This window comes from Burkholderia sp. Ac-20353 (assembly GCF_017104785.1).
Taxonomy (GTDB): domain Bacteria; phylum Pseudomonadota; class Gammaproteobacteria; order Burkholderiales; family Burkholderiaceae; genus Burkholderia.
Genome location: NZ_JAAGPL010000191.1, coordinates 1 through 16,545, shown reverse-complemented (window position 1 = coordinate 16,545; position 16,545 = coordinate 1). Strand labels below are relative to the sequence as shown.

Sequence of the window (16,545 nt, the reverse complement as noted above, 5' to 3'; positions counted from 1 at the left end):
GCGCCCGCGCGGCACTGAGCGCGGTGGCGCGCGTTCGCGCCGGTCGCCGGAATACGGGAACGCGGCGGGAACGCGGGCGCCGGCCCGCGACACCGGCCGTGCGGGCCGGCGCGGACGGTATAATCGACGTTTTTCCCGGTCGGCAGATGTTTTTCCGGCAGCCCGGCACGTTGCGGGGCGCCCGGAATACATCCGGAAGCCCCGGGCAGGCCTGGCAGCAGCGAGCCTGTCCTCCGCCGGGCCAGCACGATTTTCGATCCACTCCCGCGCGAGCCGTAGCGGCGCGCCGCTTAAAGCCTAGTCCGAACCACACCATGCACGAGAGATACGTACCCGCCGACGTCGAAGCCGCCGCCCAGGGCGACTGGCGCGCAGCCGATGCCTACAAGACGAAGGAAGACTCGCAGAAGCCGAAGTTCTACTGCGTGTCGATGCTGCCGTACCCGTCCGGCAAGCTGCACATGGGTCACGTGCGCAACTACACGATCAACGACGTGATGTACCGCTATCTGCGGATGAACGGCTACAACACGCTGATGCCGATGGGCTGGGATGCGTTCGGGATGCCGGCCGAGAACGCCGCGATGGCGAACGGCGTGCCGCCCGCGAAGTGGACCTACGACAACATCGACTACATGAAGGGCCAGATGCAGTCGATGGGTCTCGCGATCGACTGGTCGCGCGAGATCGCGACCTGCAAGCCCGACTACTACAAGTGGAACCAGTGGCTGTTCCTGAAGATGCTCGAGAAGGGCATCGCGTACAAGAAGACGGGCACCGTGAACTGGGATCCGGTCGACCAGACCGTGCTCGCGAACGAGCAGGTGATCGACGGCCGCGGCTGGCGCTCGGGCGCGCTCGTCGAGAAGCGCGAGATCCCGATGTACTACCTGCGCATCACGCAGTACGCGGATGAACTGCTGAACGACCTCGACGGCCTCGGCTGGCCCGAGCGCGTGAAGATCATGCAGCAGAACTGGATCGGCAAGAGCTTCGGCGTGAACTTCGGCTTCCCGTATGAGCTCGACGGCGAGCAGAAGCTGCTGCGCGTGTTCACGACGCGCGCCGACACGATCATGGGCGTCACGTTCTGCGCAATCGCGGCCGAGCACCCGCTCGCGACGCATCTCGCGCAGGACAAGCCCGAGCTGCAGGCGTTCATCGACGAGTGCAAGCGCGGCGGCGTCGCCGAAGTCGACATGGCGACGATGGAGAAGAAGGGCGTGCCGACCGGCTTCATGGTCACGCATCCGCTGACGCAGCAGCCGGTCGAGGTGTGGATCGGCAACTACGTGCTGATGAGCTACGGCGAAGGCGCGGTGATGGGCGTGCCGGCACACGACGAGCGCGATTTCGCGTTCGCGAAGAAGTACGACCTGCCGATCACGCAGGTGATCGCGGCCGAAGGCCAGCAATGGTCGACCGACGCGTGGCAGGAATGGTACGGTGACAAGGATGTCGCGGTGTGCGTGAACAGCGGCAAGTATGACGGCCTGAAGTATGGCGACGCGGTCGACGCGATCGCGGCCGACCTGAAGGCCGGCGGCTTCGGCGACAAGCAGGTCACGTGGCGTCTGCGCGACTGGGGCGTGTCGCGCCAGCGTTACTGGGGCACGCCGATCCCGATCATCCACTGCCCGTCGTGCGGCGACGTGCCGGTGCCCGAGCAGGACCTGCCGGTCGTGCTGCCGGAAGACCTCGTGCCGGACGGCTCGGGCAACCCGCTCGCGAAGTCGGAAGCGTTCCTGAACTGCACGTGCCCGAAGTGCGGCGCGGCCGCGAAGCGCGAAACCGACACGATGGACACCTTCGTCGACTCGTCGTGGTACTTCTCGCGCTACACGGCGCCGGATGCGGAGACCATGGTCGACGCGCGCACCGACTACTGGATGCCGATGGACCAGTACATCGGCGGCATCGAGCACGCGATCCTGCACCTGCTGTACTCGCGCTTCTGGACCAAGGTGATGCGCGACCTCGGCCTCGTGAAGTTCGGCGAGCCGGCCAAGAACCTGCTCACGCAGGGGATGGTGCTGAACGAGACGTTCTACCGTGAAGATGCGTCGGGCAAGAAGACCTGGTACAACCCGGCCGACGTGACCGTCGCGTTCGACGACAAGGGCCGCCCGGTCGGCGCGACGCTGAACGCCGACGGCCAGCCGGTCGTGCTCGGCGGCATCGAGAAGATGTCGAAGTCGAAGAACAACGGCGTCGATCCGCAGGTGCTGATCGACCAGTACGGCGCGGACACCGCGCGCCTGTTCACGATGTTCGCCGCGCCGCCCGAGCAGCAGCTCGAGTGGTCGGGCGCGGGCGTCGAAGGCGCGAGCCGCTTCCTGCGCCGCGTATGGAGCTTCGGCGCGGCGAACCGCGCGGCGCTCGCGGAGCGCGCGGCGTTCGACGCGGCCACGCTCGGCGATGCCGACAAGGCACTGCGCCGCGAGATCTACAGCGTGCTGAAGCAGGCCGATTTCGACTACCAGCGCCTGCAGTACAACACGGTCGTATCGGCCGCGATGAAGATGCTGAACGCGATCGACAGCGCGAAGGGCGCGACGCCCGCGGTGCTGCGCGAGACCTACGGCGTGCTGCTGCGCGTGCTGTACCCGGTCGTGCCGCACGTCACGTTCGAGCTGTGGAAGGCGCTCGGCTACGCGGACGAGTTCGGGCCGCTGCTCGACGCGCCGTGGCCGAAGGTCGACGAGGCCGCGCTCGAGCAGGCCGAGATCGAACTCGTGCTGCAGATCAACGGCAAGGTGCGTGGCGCGCTGAAGGTCGCGAAGGACGCGAGCCGCGAGGCGATCGAAGCCGCGGCGCAGGCCGACGAGATGTTCGCGAAGTTTGGCGAAGGCAAGCCGGCGAAGAAGATCGTCGTCGTGCCGGGCCGCCTCGTGAACATCGTCGTCTGACGGCCGCTGGGCCGAACCTAGAAGGAGCGAAGGTGATCCGCAGATCGTTTTTGATGCTCGTCGGCAGCGCGCTCGCGCTGTCGGGATGCGGTTTCCAGTTGCGCGGCCAGCAGAACTACGCGTTCAAGCACCTGCTGGTCGTGGGGGCGCCGCCGTCGGTGGCGGCGCGTCTCACGCGGCTGGTCGAGGGCGGCAGCGACACGAAGATCGTTACGGCGCCCGACCAGGCCGACGCCGTGCTGAACATGTCGGAAGCGCGCGGGCTGAGCACGCTGACGCTCAACAAGTACGGCTCCGCGTCGGAATATGCGATCAACTATACGATGACCTATACGCTGTCGGGCACGGACGGCACGCTGCTGATTCCGCCGAGTGCGATCGCGCTGAACCGCGCGATGACGTACAGCGACCAGTACACGAACGCGAAGGTGCAGGAAGCCGACATCCTCTACGCGGACATGCAGAACGATGCGGTCGACCAGCTGATGCGGCGTCTCGCGATCGTTCACTCGCTGCACCCGGCGCCGGAAGATGTGGTTCCGGGCGTCGGGCCGCGCGCGCCGCTGCCGCCGCCGCCGCTTTGATCGACGGCACATTGAACGATGCAACTGCGACTTGACGCGCTGGAGCCGCACCTCGCGAAGGGGCTGACCGGGCTCTACACCGTATTCGGCGACGAGCCGCTGCTCGCGCAGGAGGCGTGCGACCGGATCCGCGCCGCCGCGCGCGCGGCCGGCTTCACCGAGCGCTCGGTGCATACGGTCGAGCGCGGCTTCGACTGGAGCGTGCTGCTCGGCGCGACCCAGGCGATGTCGCTGTTCGGCGAACGCCAGCTGATCGAGCTGCGGATTCCGTCGGGCAAGCCCGGCAAGGAAGGCGCCGACGCGCTGAAGGCGCTCGCTGCCGCGAACAATCCGGACGCGCTGGTACTCGTCACGCTGCCGCGCCTCGACGCGGCGACGCAGAAGTCCGCGTGGTTCACCGCGCTGCTGAACGGCGGCGTCGCGCTGAAGATCGATCCGGTCGACCGCGCGCAGCTGCCGAACTGGATCGGCCAGCGTCTCGCGATGCAGGGCCAGCGGGTCGCGGCCGGCGACGATGGCCGGCGCGCGCTGCAGTTCATCGCCGAGCGCGTCGAGGGCAACCTGCTCGCCGCGCACCAGGAAATCCAGAAGCTCGGCCTGCTGTATCCGCAGGGCGCGCTGGCGTTCGAGCAGGTGCACGACGCGGTGCTGAACGTCGCGCGCTACGATGTCTTCAAGCTGAACGAAGCGATGCTCGCCGGCGACGCCGCGCGGCTCGCGCGGATGATCGACGGCCTGAAGGGCGAGGGCGAGGCGATCGTGCTCGTGATGTGGGCGGTTGTCGAGGAGCTGCGCACGCTGCTGCGGATCAAGCGCGGCGTGGCGGCCGGCAAGCCGCTTGCAACGCTGATGCGTGAGAACCGCGTATGGGGGCCGCGCGAGCGGCTGATCGGCCCCGCGCTCAACCGCGTGACCGAAGCCGTGCTCGAGAAGGCACTGTCGTTCGCCGCGCGGCTCGACCGGCAGGTCAAGGGGCTGTCCGCCGTGACGCCCGGCCGGCGCCCGCAGGACGAGCCGCCGCCCGATCCGTGGGACGGCCTGTTCCAGCTCGCGATGACGGTAGCCGGCACGCAGGGCGAGCGACCGCCGACCGCGGGTCGCGGCGTGCGGCGCTAGGCCGCGGGCCTCAGCGCGCCGTCCGCAACCCGCATACAATTGCTTCGACTGCCGGCGCGGCTGCGCCGCGCGCTTCCCGATGATTTCATGCCGCATTGAGCGGCTCGCTTTTCGAGTCACACGATGGATATCGATCAGTACATGACGGACCTGGGCCGCCGCGCCCGGCACGCTTCCCGCGCGATGGCGCGCGCCAGCACGGCGGCGAAGAACGCGGCGCTCGATGCGGTGGCCCGCGCGATCGAGCGCGACGCGCAGGTGTTGAAGGACGCGAACGCGCGCGACGTCGCGCGTGCCCGTGAAAAAGGGATGGATGCGGCGTTCGTCGACCGCCTGACGCTGTCCGACAAGGCGCTGAATACGATGGTTGAGGGGCTGCGCCAGGTCGCGTCGCTCGCCGATCCGATCGGCGAGATCGGCAATCTGAAGTTTCGCCCGAGCGGGATCCAGGTCGGCCAGATGCGCGTGCCGCTCGGCGTGATCGGCATCATCTACGAGTCGCGCCCGAACGTGACGATCGACGCGGCCGCGCTGTGCCTGAAGTCCGGCAACGCGACGATCCTGCGCGGCGGCTCCGAGGCGCTCGAGTCGAACACCGCGCTCGCGAAGCTGATCGGCGAGGGGCTCGCCGCGGCGGGCCTGCCGCAGGACGCGGTGCAGGTCGTCGCCACCGCCGATCGCGCGGCGGTCGGCAAGCTGATCACGATGACCGAATACGTCGACGTGATCGTGCCGCGCGGCGGCAAGAGCCTGATCGAGCGCCTGATCAACGAGGCGCGCGTGCCGATGATCAAGCACCTCGACGGCATCTGCCACGTGTACGTCGACGATCGCGCGGACCTGAACAAGGCGCTCACCGTCTGCGACAACGCGAAGACGCACCGCTACGGCACCTGCAACACGATGGAGACGCTGCTCGTGGCGAGCGGCGCCGCGCAGGCCGTGCTGCCGCCGCTCGGCCGTCTGTATCGCGACAAGAACGTCGAGCTGCGCGTCGACGCCGCCGCGCGTGCGGTGCTCGCCGATGCCGGCGTCGGCCCGCTCGTCGACGCGACCGAGGAAGACTGGCATACCGAATACCTCGCGCCGGTGCTCGCGATCAAGGTGGTCGACGGTCTCGACGCCGCGATCGAGCACATCAACCATTACGGTTCGCACCACACGGACGCGATCGTCACCGAGGATCACGACCGCGCGATGCGTTTCCTGCGCGAAGTCGATTCGGCGAGCGTGATGGTCAACGCGTCGACGCGCTTCGCCGACGGCTTCGAATTCGGCCTCGGCGCGGAGATCGGCATCTCGAACGACAAGCTGCATGCGCGCGGGCCGGTCGGCCTCGAAGGGCTGACGTCGCTGAAGTACGTCGTGCTCGGGCACGGCGAAGGCCGTCAGTAACGCGAGGCGCGCAACCGATGGCAATGCTCTGGGTCAAGACGTTCCATATCGTACTGATCGCATCGTGGTTCGCGGGGCTGTTCTACTTGCCGCGCATCTACGTGAACCTCGCGATGGAAACCGATCCGGCCGCGGTGCGGCGCCTGCTCGTGATGGCGCGCAAGCTGTTCCGCTTCATGACGTTCATCGCGGTGCCGGCGCTCGCGTGCGGGCTGTGGCTGTGGCTCGCGATCGGCATCGGCCAGGGGCAGGGCTGGGTGCACGCGAAGGTCACCGTCGTGCTGCTGCTGATCGTCTATCACGCTTACTGCGGCCACCTGCTGAAGGTGTTCGAGCGTGGCGAGAACCGCCGTTCCGACAAGTGGTATCGCGTGTTCAACGAGCTGCCGGTGCTCGGGATGCTCGCGGCGGTCGCGCTCGTCGTGATCAAGCCGTTCTGATCCGGCGGCCGGCGATCCGGCAGTCCGGCAGATTGCGATCCGGCAACCTCAAGCAAAACGGCGCCCCGCAGGGCGCCGTTTGTCATTGTGCGCGCGATGCGCGGACAGGCCGGCGCGCGGCTATTCCTTCGCGTTCGCGTCGATCCGGCGGCGCGTGATCGCTTCCTTCGCGCGGCCGACGCGTTCCATCAGCGCCGGGCCGCGCGACAGCGCGACGCCGACTGCAAGAATGTCGCCGATCGCGAGGTGCGACATCCGCGACGTCATCGGCGAGAACACGTCGGTTTCCTCGGCAACGTTCGACGCGAGGCTCACCGTCGCGAGCCGCGCGAGCGGCGAGTGGCTGTGCGTGATCGCGACGACCTTCGCGCCGCACGCGAGCGCCGAACGCGCGGCGTCGATGATGTCGCGCGTGCGGCCCGTGTTCGAGATCGCGACGACGACGTCCTGCGGACCGAGCAGCGCCGACGACATCGAGAACGTGTGCGGATCGGAATACGCGACGCTCGGCACGCCGAGCCGGAAGAACTTGTGCTGGATGTCCTGCGCGGCGATGCCCGAGCCGCCCGCGCCGTAGAACTCGATCCGCGACGCGTTCGACAGCAGCGCGATCGCGTCGGCGACGCTGCCCGCCGACAGGCTGTTGCGCACTTCGATCAGCGCGCCGATCGTGCGGTCGAACACCTTGCCGATGATGCCGGGGGCGGGCTCGTCGGGCTCCACGTCGCGGTACACCGACGACACGCCCGGCGCGACGCTCTGCGCGAGCCGGATCTTGAATTCGCGAAAGCCGCTGCAGCCGAGCGCCTGGCAGAAGCGCGCGATCGTTGGCTGGCTGACGCCGGCGCGCGCCGACAGCTCGGTCATCGCGAGGTCGAGCACCTCGCGCGGCGCGGCGAGGATGTAGTCGGCGAGTTTGCGCTCGGACGGGCGCAGTTCGGGGCGGATCGCTTCAATGCGGGGCAGCATGGGGCAGCTAACGTCAATCGGGTTCGGATGAGCGAGTGTATCGCAACCGAATTGTAGAAAATCTACAAGAAAATGCTAGCGCTGATCGCACGGAAGCCCTGAGCGGCCAGTATCCAAAACCTAGGGTTAATACCGATATTTGCCGGAATTAAAGCGATATTTTGCCGAGGAGGCTCCGGAATCCGCATTGCATGCTTGTAGTTTTTCTACTAGACTGCCTGCGTTCAGTCGTTGCATTCGACCGTCCCCACGATTCCAACCGCCGGTCCCGGCCGGCATACAGGAGCGCCCAGCATGTCCTCGCTGCATCCCATCCTCGCGAAAATCACCGCACGCGTGATCGCGCGCAGCCAGCCGACCCGTTCCGCGTACCTGCAGCGCATCGACAGCGCGCAGGGCAAGTTCCCGGCACGCGGCGCGCTGTCGTGCGCGAACCTGGCACACGGTTTCGCGGGCCTCGAAGGCAACGACAAGTTCGCGATCAAGGCGATCAAACAGCCGAACATCGGCATCGTGTCCGCGTACAACGAGATGCTGTCCGCGCACGCGCCGTACAAGGATTTCCCGGACATCATCAAGGCCGCCGCGCGCGAGAACGGCGGCGTCGCGCAGTTCGCGGGCGGCGTGCCGGCGATGTGCGACGGCGTCACGCAGGGCAATGCGGGGATGGAACTGTCGCTGTTCTCGCGCGAAGTGATCGCGATGAGCACGGCGGTCGCGCTCACGCACAACATGTTCGATGCGGCGCTGTGCCTCGGCATCTGCGACAAGATCGTGCCGGGCCTCTTGATCGGCGCGCTGCAGTTCGGCCACCTGCCGACGATCTTCGTGCCGGCCGGCCCGATGACGAGCGGCCTGTCGAACGACGACAAGGCGAAGATCCGCCAGCAGTTCGCGACCGGCCAGGTCGGCCGCGACGCGCTGCTCGAGGCCGAATCGGCCGCTTACCACGGCCACGGCACCTGCACGTTCTACGGCACCGCGAACAGCAACCAGATGCTGATGGAGCTGATGGGGCTGCACCTGCCGGGCTCGGCATTCGTGCATCCGCACACGCCGCTGCGCGACGCGCTGACGGCCGAGGCCGCGCGCCGCGTGCTCGACCTGACCGTCGAGCGCGGCCATTACACGCCGATCGGCCACGTGATCGACGAAAAGGCGATCGTCAACGGGATCGTCGCGCTGCTCGCGACGGGCGGCTCGACCAACCATACGCTGCATCTCGTTGCGATCGCGCGCGCGGCCGGCATCCTGATCGACTGGGACGATTTCGACGAACTGTCGGCCGCGGTGCCGCTGCTCGCGAAGATCTATCCGAACGGCAAGGCCGACGTGAACCACTTCCATGCAGCGGGCGGCATTGCATTCCTGGTGCGCAACCTGCTCGAAGGCGGGCTGCTGCACGCGGACGTGACGACCGTCGCCGGTCGCGGCCTGTCGCACTACACGAAAGAACCGAAGCTGATCGACGGCAAGCTGACCTGGGTCGACGGCGCGGCCGAAAGCCACGACACGAAGGTGCTGCGCAGCATTCGCGAGCCGTTCCAGCCGGACGGCGGCCTGCGGCTGATGCAGGGCCGGCTCGGCCGCGGCGTGATCAAGATCTCGGCGGTCGCGCCCGAGCATCGCAAGGTCAAGGCGCCCGCGATCGTGTTCGATTCGCAGGAGGCCGTGCAGGAAGCGTTCGACCGCGGCGAGCTGAAGCGCGATTTCGTCGCGGTGGTGCGTTTCCAGGGCGCACGCGCGAACGGGATGCCGGAACTGCACCGTTTGACGCCGCTGCTCGGCGTGCTGCAGGATCAGGGCTTCCATGTCGCGCTCGTCACCGATGGCCGCATGTCGGGCGCGTCGGGCAAGGTGCCGGCGGTGATCCACGTGTCGCCCGAGGCGCTGCTGAACGGCCCGCTCGGCAAGGTGAAGACGGGCGACACGCTCGTGATCGACGCCGAGGCGGGCGTGCTCGACGTCGAGGTCGACGACGCCGAATGGCACGCGCGCCCGGTCGCGCAGCCGCTGCACCAGGCGGACAACGAAGTGGGCTTCGGCCGCGAGCTGTTCGGCGTGTTCCGCGCGGCCGCCGCGCCGGCGGAGCACGGCGCATCGGTGTTCGGGGCGCTGGTCGGCGAAGCGGCCGCCCGCGTCACCGCGTAATAGCAAGGTTCAAGGAGAGATATCGATGATGACGATTGGCGAAATCGTGAAGCTGGGCCCGGTGATTCCGGTGCTCGCGTTCGAGACGGTCGAGCAGGGCGAGCACGTGTCGCGCGCGCTGCATGCAGGTGGCGTGAAGGTGCTCGAGATCACGCTGCGCACCGCGGCGGGCCTCGAGGCGATCGAACGCGCGAGCCAGCTCGCGGACGATATCGTGGTCGGCGTCGGCACGATCACGAAGCCCGAGCACTGCGCGCAGGCGAAGCGGGCCGGCGCGAAGTTCGGCGTGTCGCCGGGCCTGACGAAAGACCTGCACCTCGCCTCGCTCGACGCGGGGCTGCCGCTGCTGCCGGGCGTGATGACGCCGAGCGACATCATCCAGGCGCTCGAATTCGGCTACGAGATCGTCAAGTTCTTCCCGGCCCAGCAGGCGGGGGGCGTGCCGATGCTGCAGGCGTTCCACGGCCCGTTCCCGGCGCTCAAGTTCTGCCCGACGGGCGGCATCACGGCCGAAAGCGCGCCGAATTTCCTGAAGCTGCCGAACGTCGTGTGCGTCGGCGGTTCGTGGCTCACGCCGAAGGCCGCGCTCGCGGCGCAGGACTGGGCGGAAGTCACGCGTCTCGCGCAAGCCGCGAGCCAGCTCCCCCGTTGAACTTGTACGAAATGGCAGGTCGACCCTCGTAAAACCAGCGCTTAGTGCTTGTTTTACCGAGGGTTTTTGCCTATGGAACCGGTTCTATCGCTCGGCGGCAAAGATAAGTAAAATTCAGCGTCCTGACGGCGGGTTCGCCCGCTGTTTCGGAGACCTGCATAGCCGGGCATACTCGCAACGATCCGCCCGGTTCGAATAATCCCAAGGAGGAGTCCAAATGGGGGCTGTCCAAGGCAGCATGCTGCTCATCTACACCGTGATCGCGATCGTGGCGCTGATCGTGATGATCGCGCGTTTCAAGATCTATCCGTTCCTGGTGCTCATCATCGTGTCGCTCGGCCTCGGCCTGGTGGTCGGGATGCCGATGGACAAGATCGTCAAGTCGTTCGAAACGGGCAACGGCAATACGCTCGGCCACATTGCGATCGTCGTCGGCCTCGGCACGATGCTCGGCAAGATGATGGCGGAATCGGGCGGTGCGGAGCGGATCGCGACCACGCTGATCGACTGGTTCGGTGAAAAGAACATTCACTGGGCGATGATGTTCGTCGCGATCATCGTCGGCCTGCCGGTGTTCTTCGAAGTCGGCTTCGTGCTGCTGATCCCGATCGCGTTCAACGTCGCGAAGCGCACCGGCAAGTCGCTGCTCGTCGTCGGCCTGCCGATGGTGGCCGGCCTGTCGGTCGTGCACGGGCTGATCCCGCCGCACCCGGCCGCGCTGCTCGCAGTGCAGCAGTACGGCGCCGATATCGGCAAGACGATCGCATTCGGCCTGATCGTCGGCGTGCCGACCGCGATCGTCGCGGGTCCGCTGTTCGCGCTGACGATCTCGAAGTTCGTGAAGCTGCCGGAGAACAACCCGCTCGCCGCGCAATTCGTCGAATCGCACACGGAAGGCAAGAAGCGCGAGCTGCCGGGCTTCGGCATCACGCTGTTCACGATCCTGCTGCCGGTGATCCTGATGCTGGTCGGCAGCTGGGCCGATCTGGTCTTCGCGCCGAAGACGCTGCCGAACAACCTGCTGCGCTTTGCCGGCAACTCGGACGTCGCGCTGCTGATCGCGGTGATGGTGAGCTTCTTCACGTTCGGCAAGCTGCAGGGCTTCAACCGCGACCAGATCCAGAAGTTCTGCGGCGAGTGTCTCGCGCCGATCGCCGGGATCACGCTGATCGTCGGCGCGGGTGGCGGCTTCGGCGGTATCCTGCGTGACAGCGGGATCTCGCAGCAGATCGTCGCGACCGCCACGCAGGCGCATCTGTCGCCGCTGCTGCTCGGCTGGTTCGTCGCGGCGCTGATCCGTCTCGCGACGGGTTCGGCGACGGTCGCGATGACGACCGCCTGCGGCATCGTCGCGCCGATCGCGGCCGCGTCGGGCGTGACGGTTCGTCCGGAACTGCTGGTGCTGGCGACGGGATCGGGTTCGCTGATCTTCTCGCACGTCAACGACGGCGGCTTCTGGCTGATCAAGGAGTATTTCGGGATGACGGTCGGCCAGACGTTCAAGACCTGGACGCTGCTCGAAACGATCATCTCGGTGCTTGGCCTGACGTTTACGCTGGTGCTGAGCGCGTTTCTGTAACAAGGGGTAGTCAATGATTCTGATCGCAATGGGCGTGTCGGGCGCGGGCAAGTCGCGGATCGGCGAAATGCTGGCGGAACGCCTGTCGTGCAGCTATACCGATGGCGACGCGTTTCACAGCGCCGCCAACAAGGAGAAGATGCACCAGGGCATTCCGCTGACCGACGACGACCGCTGGCCGTGGCTGCGGACGATCCGTGCGGCCATCGAGGAAAAGCAGCGCGCGGGCGAGACGGCGGTTTTCACCTGCTCGTCGCTGAAGCGCTCATACCGTGACGTGCTGCGCGGCAATGACACCGATGTGCGGTTCGTGTACCTGAAGGGCTCGTTCGCCGTATTGCACGAGCGCCTGCAGAGCCGCACCGGCCATTTCTTCGATCCGTCGCTGCTGCATAGCCAGCTCGAGACGCTCGAGGAGCCGGGCCCGGACGAGGCGATCGAGGTCAGCATCGAGCTGTCGCCCGAACAGATCGTCGATCAGGTGATGGTGACGATCGGCCGCGCGCAGCAGCGCTGAGCGGGGTTCGCGGCAATCGGCAACGCAAAGGCGCCCCTCGGGGCGCTTTTGTTCATTTTGGCGCGTCCGCGGAGGTGTGCCGACGGGCGTCTGAAGGCGCGACTGCGACGGCGGCCATTGCATCGGCCTGCCGCGCGATGCCGTCGAGCAGCACTTCGAGCATCGTATCGTGCACGACGGCGGGATCCAGTGCTGCATAGAGCGGCGCGGCGGTCCGCACGAGCGGATGGCAGTCGTCGGAAAGCGCCGCCATCTCCGCGAGTTCGACTGCATTCGCCGGCCGCGTCAGGCCGCCGACCTCGGCTGCGGCAAGCCCGATCACGCTCGCATACCAGCCGACGCACACGCACGGCAGCGCCGAGTGCGGGATGCCGGCGTCGGCGAGCGCGCGGTGCACTGTCTCGACATGTGCGAGATCGGCCGGCCCGGTGCTGACATGGCGCTGCAGCAATGCGAACGCGGCCGGATAACGCCGCGCGAGCGCGCGGTACTGGCGCGCGAGATCGCGTAGCCGGTCGCGCCACGGCAGCGCGTCGTCGACCGGTACGAGCGAACGCGACAGCGCATTCGCGATCGCGCGGCTCAGCCCTTCCTTCGACTTGAAGTGATAGAGCACGCTCATCGGATCGCAGCCAACCGTCTGCGCGAGCTTGCGCACGCTGAACGCCGTTTCGCCGACGTCTTCGAGAAGCGTCAGCGCGGCCGCGACGATCGTGTCCTTGTCGAGGCCGCGCGGGCCTTGGGCGGGTTTGTCTTTCATCGATGCGGAGCGGCGGCCGGTGCCGGTCCGGCCTGTAAACTTGACGGAAGCTGATTCTACACTGTAGAATTATTTCTGCGGTGTAGAAATTGGGTGTCCCGGCACCTTCCAATGCGTGCTTCCGCACGGTCCGGGATCCAGGCAGACACGAGCGTGTCCGCCGTCAACACGGGCCATTGCGCCCCTCCCTTGTTGACACCCAAGTGGAACCGGCTGCCCCACCCGCGAAGCCCGAACGGCTCTTCGACAGGCGGCCCAAGACCATGCAAGTGCAATCATGACATTCAGCAACCAACCCCTGATCCAGGACGAATCGCGTTTCGAGCAAACGCAACTGAACATCGAGAAAGACAACTGGAACTGGTGCGATCCGGCCCGTTACGACGGCGATCGCCCGGCCAACTGGTACGAGGCGTCGCTGTCGCGCCACGCAAACAGCGCGCCGCTCGCGCAGGACGCCGTGTGCGACGTGCTCGTGATCGGCGCCGGCCTGCTCGGCGCATCGGCCGCGCTGCATCTCGCGGAAGCGGGCGTCGACACGATCCTCGTCGACAAGCACCACGTCGGCTCGGCTGCTTCGGGCCGCAACGGCGGCCAGCTGACGCCCGGTCTTGCGCGCTGGGAGGCGGCCGACATGATCGACCACCTGTCGCACGACGATGCGAAGCGGCTGTGGCGCTTCGCATCGGCCGAATCGATGGACCTGATCGATGCGATCGGCGCGCGCTACGCGCTCGACCTCGACCGCAAGCGCGGCCACGTGACCGCGGCCGTCCATCCCGGCCACATGAGTGCGCTGCTCGACGGCGCGGATGCGCGCCGCCATCTCGGCGACGCGGGCGTGACGCTCGTCGGCCGCCATCAATTGCAGGACGAATACGTGCGCTCGGGGCTGTACCACGGCGCGGCGATCGATGCGATCGGCGGGCAGATCCATCCGCTCGCGCTGGTGCGCGGCCTCGTGCACGGCTTCCGGCTGAACGGCGGCACGCTGTACGAAGGCACCGAGGTGCTCGAGCTCGACGAGACGCCTGCGGGTGTCGTCGCGACGACGCCTGCAGGCACGATCACCGCGCGCCGCGGCGTCGTGCTCGCGCTGCACAACACGACGTTCCGGCTGCTCGACGACGGCGCGGCGACGACCGTGCCGTTCTTCACGTACGTGAGCGTGACCGCGCCGCTCGACGTCGACGTCGCGACGCTGCTGCCGGCCGGCACGCCGGTGTACGACACGCAGTTCCAGATCGACTACTACCGGCCGGTGCGCGGCAACTGCCTGCTGTTCGGCGGGCAGGGCACGGGCACCTGCTGGGCGCAGCCCGACGTGAACGCGTATTTGCTCACGCGGCTGAACACGGTGTTCCCGCAGCTCGACGGCCGTTTCGCGCTCGACTACTGCTGGAGCGGCGTCAGCGACTTCACGCTGAACGGCGCGACCGACAGCCGCAAGACCGACGGCCGCGTGCCGATGTACATGGTGCAGGGCTGGAGCGGCCACGGCGTCGCGCAGACGGTGCGGATCGGCAAGGCGATCTGTGACGACTTCGTCGGACGCAACGACGATTTCTCGATGCTGACCGGCATCGATCACCGCGAGATTCCGCTCGGCCGCCAGCTGTCGCCGATCGCGATTCCGGCCGCGAAGGCCGCGATGAGCGTGATGACGGCGCTGAATCCCGGCAAGATGATCTCGTTCTGATCGCGCAAGGCGGGGCGGGAAGCGGGCCGGAAAGCGGCCATCGTATCAGCTGGGCAGGGTCGATGTGCGGACCTGCAGCCGGACGCCGCCCCCCAAAAACGAAAACGCCCGATGCGTGCAAGCCACGCATCGGGCGTTTCCTTTTGCGCGGGAAGCGGCCGGGAGGCCGCCGCCGCGCACGGCGAGCCGAACGTCGTTACGCGATCCGCTTCGCGAGTTCGACGGCTTGGCCGATGTACGACGCAGGCGTCATCGCGAGCAGGCGATCCTTCGCGTCCTGCGGGATCGCGAGCGTGCCGACGAACTGCTGCAGCGCTTCGCGCGTGATGCCCTTGCCGCGCGTCAGTTCCTTCAACTGCTCGTACGGGTTCTCGATGCCGTAGCGGCGCATCACCGTCTGCACCGGCTCGGCGAGCACTTCCCAGCAGTTGTCGAGGTCTTCGTTCAGGCGCTGCGGGTTCACTTCGAGCTTGTCGAGGCCGCGGATCAGCGAGTCGTACGCGAGCAGCGAGTAGCCGAGCGCGACGCCCATGTTGCGCAGCACCGTCGAATCGGTGAGGTCGCGCTGCCAGCGCGACACCGGCAGCTTGTCGGCGAGGTGGCGAAGCGTCGCGTTCGCGAGGCCGAGGTTGCCTTCCGAGTTCTCGAAGTCGATCGGGTTGACCTTGTGCGGCATCGTCGACGAGCCGATCTCGCCGGCCTTCGTCTTCTGCTTGAAGTAGCCGACCGAGATGTAGCCCCACACGTCACGGTCGAGGTCGAGCAGGATCGTGTTCGCGCGCGCCACGGCGTCGAACAGCTCGGCCATGTAGTCGTGCGGCTCGATCTGGATCGTGTACGGGTTGAACGCGAGCTTCAGGCGGTTCTCGATTACGTCTCGCGAGAACGCTTCCCAGTCGAATTCCGGATACGCGGACAGATGCGCGTTGAAGTTGCCGACCGCGCCGTTCATCTTGCCGAGGATCTCGACCTGCTCGATGCGCGTGATCGCGCGCGCGAGGCGGGCCGCGACGTTCGCGAGTTCCTTGCCGAGCGTCGTCGGGCTGGCTGGCTGGCCGTGCGTGCGCGACAGCATCGGCTGCTCGGCGAGCGCGTGCGCGAGCGTGACGAGGCGCTGGTGCACGGTGCGCAGCGCCGGCAGGATCACGTGCTCGCGCGCGCCGGCGAGCATCATCCCGTGCGACGTGTTGTTGATGTCCTCGGACGTGCACGCGAAGTGGATGAACTCGCTGGCCTTCTCGAGTTCGGCCTGGCCCTTCACCGATTCCTTCAGCCAGTATTCGACGGCCTTCACGTCGTGGTTCGTCACGCGCTCGATTTCCTTGATGCGCGCGGCGTCATGCGCGGTGAAGCGCTCGACGAGCTGCAGCAGGAACTGTTCGGCGGCATCGGAGAAGCGCGGGACTTCCGCGAAGCCGGCGCGCGACAGCGCGATCAGCCAGTGCACCTCGACGGTGACGCGGTGGCGCATGAAGGCGGCTTCGGAGAGCCAGTCGCGCAGTGCTTCGGTCTTGCTGGCGTAGCGGCCGTCGATGGGCGAGAGCGCGGTGAGGGCGAAAAGCGTATCGGGACGAGTGTCGGACATGATCGGGCGGGCCTTGGGGCCGGGTCGAACGAGGGGGAGGAGAATCCGCGATTTTACCATCGGCGCGCGGCCGTCCCCCAGACGCGCGCCGATCGCGGCCGATCCGTCCCGCCACCGCACGGATCGGCCGGCCGGTCGCGGGTCACTCGGCGGCGTGCACCGCGCCGTTCAGCGGCGCGGCAGCGAGGA

The 16,545-nt window shown here is 67.3% G+C and carries 13 protein-coding genes; 10 read left to right on the top strand and 3 right to left on the bottom strand.

The features are described from left to right. Positions 1-314 precede the first annotated feature (314 nt). The 5 genes from leuS (at position 315) to G3N94_RS33230 (ending at position 6,444) form a co-directional block, all read left to right on the top strand. Positions 315-2,909, top strand: a complete 2,595-nt coding sequence (gene leuS, locus G3N94_RS33250) for a leucine--tRNA ligase (RefSeq protein WP_205797911.1) — start codon at positions 315-317, stop codon at positions 2,907-2,909. A 32-nt stretch (positions 2,910-2,941) separates the two neighbouring features. Continuing rightward, the gene (lptE, locus tag G3N94_RS33245) at positions 2,942-3,493 is read left to right on the top strand and encodes an LPS assembly lipoprotein LptE (RefSeq protein WP_205797909.1); all 552 of its coding nucleotides are present in this window, start codon (positions 2,942-2,944) and stop codon (positions 3,491-3,493) included. Between the two features lie 18 nt (positions 3,494-3,511). Beyond that, positions 3,512-4,609, top strand: coding sequence for a DNA polymerase III subunit delta (holA, locus tag G3N94_RS33240; RefSeq protein ID WP_205797907.1), 1,098 nt, complete (start codon positions 3,512-3,514; stop codon positions 4,607-4,609). Positions 4,610-4,732: 123 nt separating this feature from the next. Continuing rightward, on the top strand, positions 4,733-6,004 hold the full coding sequence (locus G3N94_RS33235; RefSeq protein ID WP_205797905.1) for a glutamate-5-semialdehyde dehydrogenase: 1,272 nt from the start codon (positions 4,733-4,735) through the stop codon (positions 6,002-6,004). A 17-nt stretch (positions 6,005-6,021) separates the two neighbouring features. After that, the gene (locus G3N94_RS33230) at positions 6,022-6,444 is read left to right on the top strand and encodes a CopD family protein (protein WP_205797903.1); all 423 of its coding nucleotides are present in this window, start codon (positions 6,022-6,024) and stop codon (positions 6,442-6,444) included. 120 nt (positions 6,445-6,564) lie between these two features. On the opposite strand, the gene G3N94_RS33225 is transcribed toward G3N94_RS33230, so the two are convergent. Beyond that, a complete protein-coding gene (locus tag G3N94_RS33225; protein ID WP_205797901.1) occupies positions 6,565-7,413 on the bottom strand; it encodes a MurR/RpiR family transcriptional regulator in 849 nt (282 codons plus the stop codon). Between the two features lie 294 nt (positions 7,414-7,707). Between G3N94_RS33225 and edd the strand changes: the two genes are divergently transcribed. The 4 genes from edd to G3N94_RS33205 all read left to right on the top strand — a co-directional run bounded on the left by edd (position 7,708) and on the right by G3N94_RS33205 (position 12,312). Continuing rightward, positions 7,708-9,564 carry a phosphogluconate dehydratase gene (gene edd / locus G3N94_RS33220; protein ID WP_205797899.1) on the top strand — a complete coding sequence of 619 codons (1,857 nt, stop codon included), beginning with the start codon at positions 7,708-7,710 and terminating at the stop codon, positions 9,562-9,564. 25 nt (positions 9,565-9,589) lie between these two features. Further along, positions 9,590-10,216, top strand: a complete 627-nt coding sequence (gene eda, locus G3N94_RS33215; protein ID WP_205797897.1) for a bifunctional 4-hydroxy-2-oxoglutarate aldolase/2-dehydro-3-deoxy-phosphogluconate aldolase — start codon at positions 9,590-9,592, stop codon at positions 10,214-10,216. A gap of 217 nt (positions 10,217-10,433) precedes the next feature. Further along, positions 10,434-11,795 (top strand): GntP family permease, encoded by a 1,362-nt coding sequence (locus G3N94_RS33210; RefSeq protein WP_205797895.1) that lies wholly within the window; start codon positions 10,434-10,436, stop codon positions 11,793-11,795. A gap of 13 nt (positions 11,796-11,808) precedes the next feature. Next, positions 11,809-12,312, top strand: coding sequence for a gluconokinase (locus tag G3N94_RS33205; RefSeq protein ID WP_205797893.1), 504 nt, complete (start codon positions 11,809-11,811; stop codon positions 12,310-12,312). Positions 12,313-12,364: 52 nt separating this feature from the next. On the opposite strand, the gene G3N94_RS33200 is transcribed toward G3N94_RS33205, so the two are convergent. Next, complete coding sequence (locus G3N94_RS33200; RefSeq protein ID WP_205797891.1) at positions 12,365-13,072, bottom strand: TetR/AcrR family transcriptional regulator C-terminal domain-containing protein; 708 nt, start codon at positions 13,070-13,072, stop codon at positions 12,365-12,367. 277 nt (positions 13,073-13,349) lie between these two features. On the opposite strand from G3N94_RS33200, the gene G3N94_RS33195 reads away from it, so the two are divergent. Then, positions 13,350-14,771, top strand: a complete 1,422-nt coding sequence (locus G3N94_RS33195; protein WP_205797889.1) for an FAD-dependent oxidoreductase — start codon at positions 13,350-13,352, stop codon at positions 14,769-14,771. A gap of 196 nt (positions 14,772-14,967) precedes the next feature. Here the strand turns inward: G3N94_RS33195 and purB are convergent, their stop codons facing one another. Beyond that, on the bottom strand, positions 14,968-16,356 hold the full coding sequence (gene purB, locus G3N94_RS33190; protein WP_205797887.1) for an adenylosuccinate lyase: 1,389 nt from the start codon (positions 16,354-16,356) through the stop codon (positions 14,968-14,970). Positions 16,357-16,545: the final 189 nt, after the last annotated feature.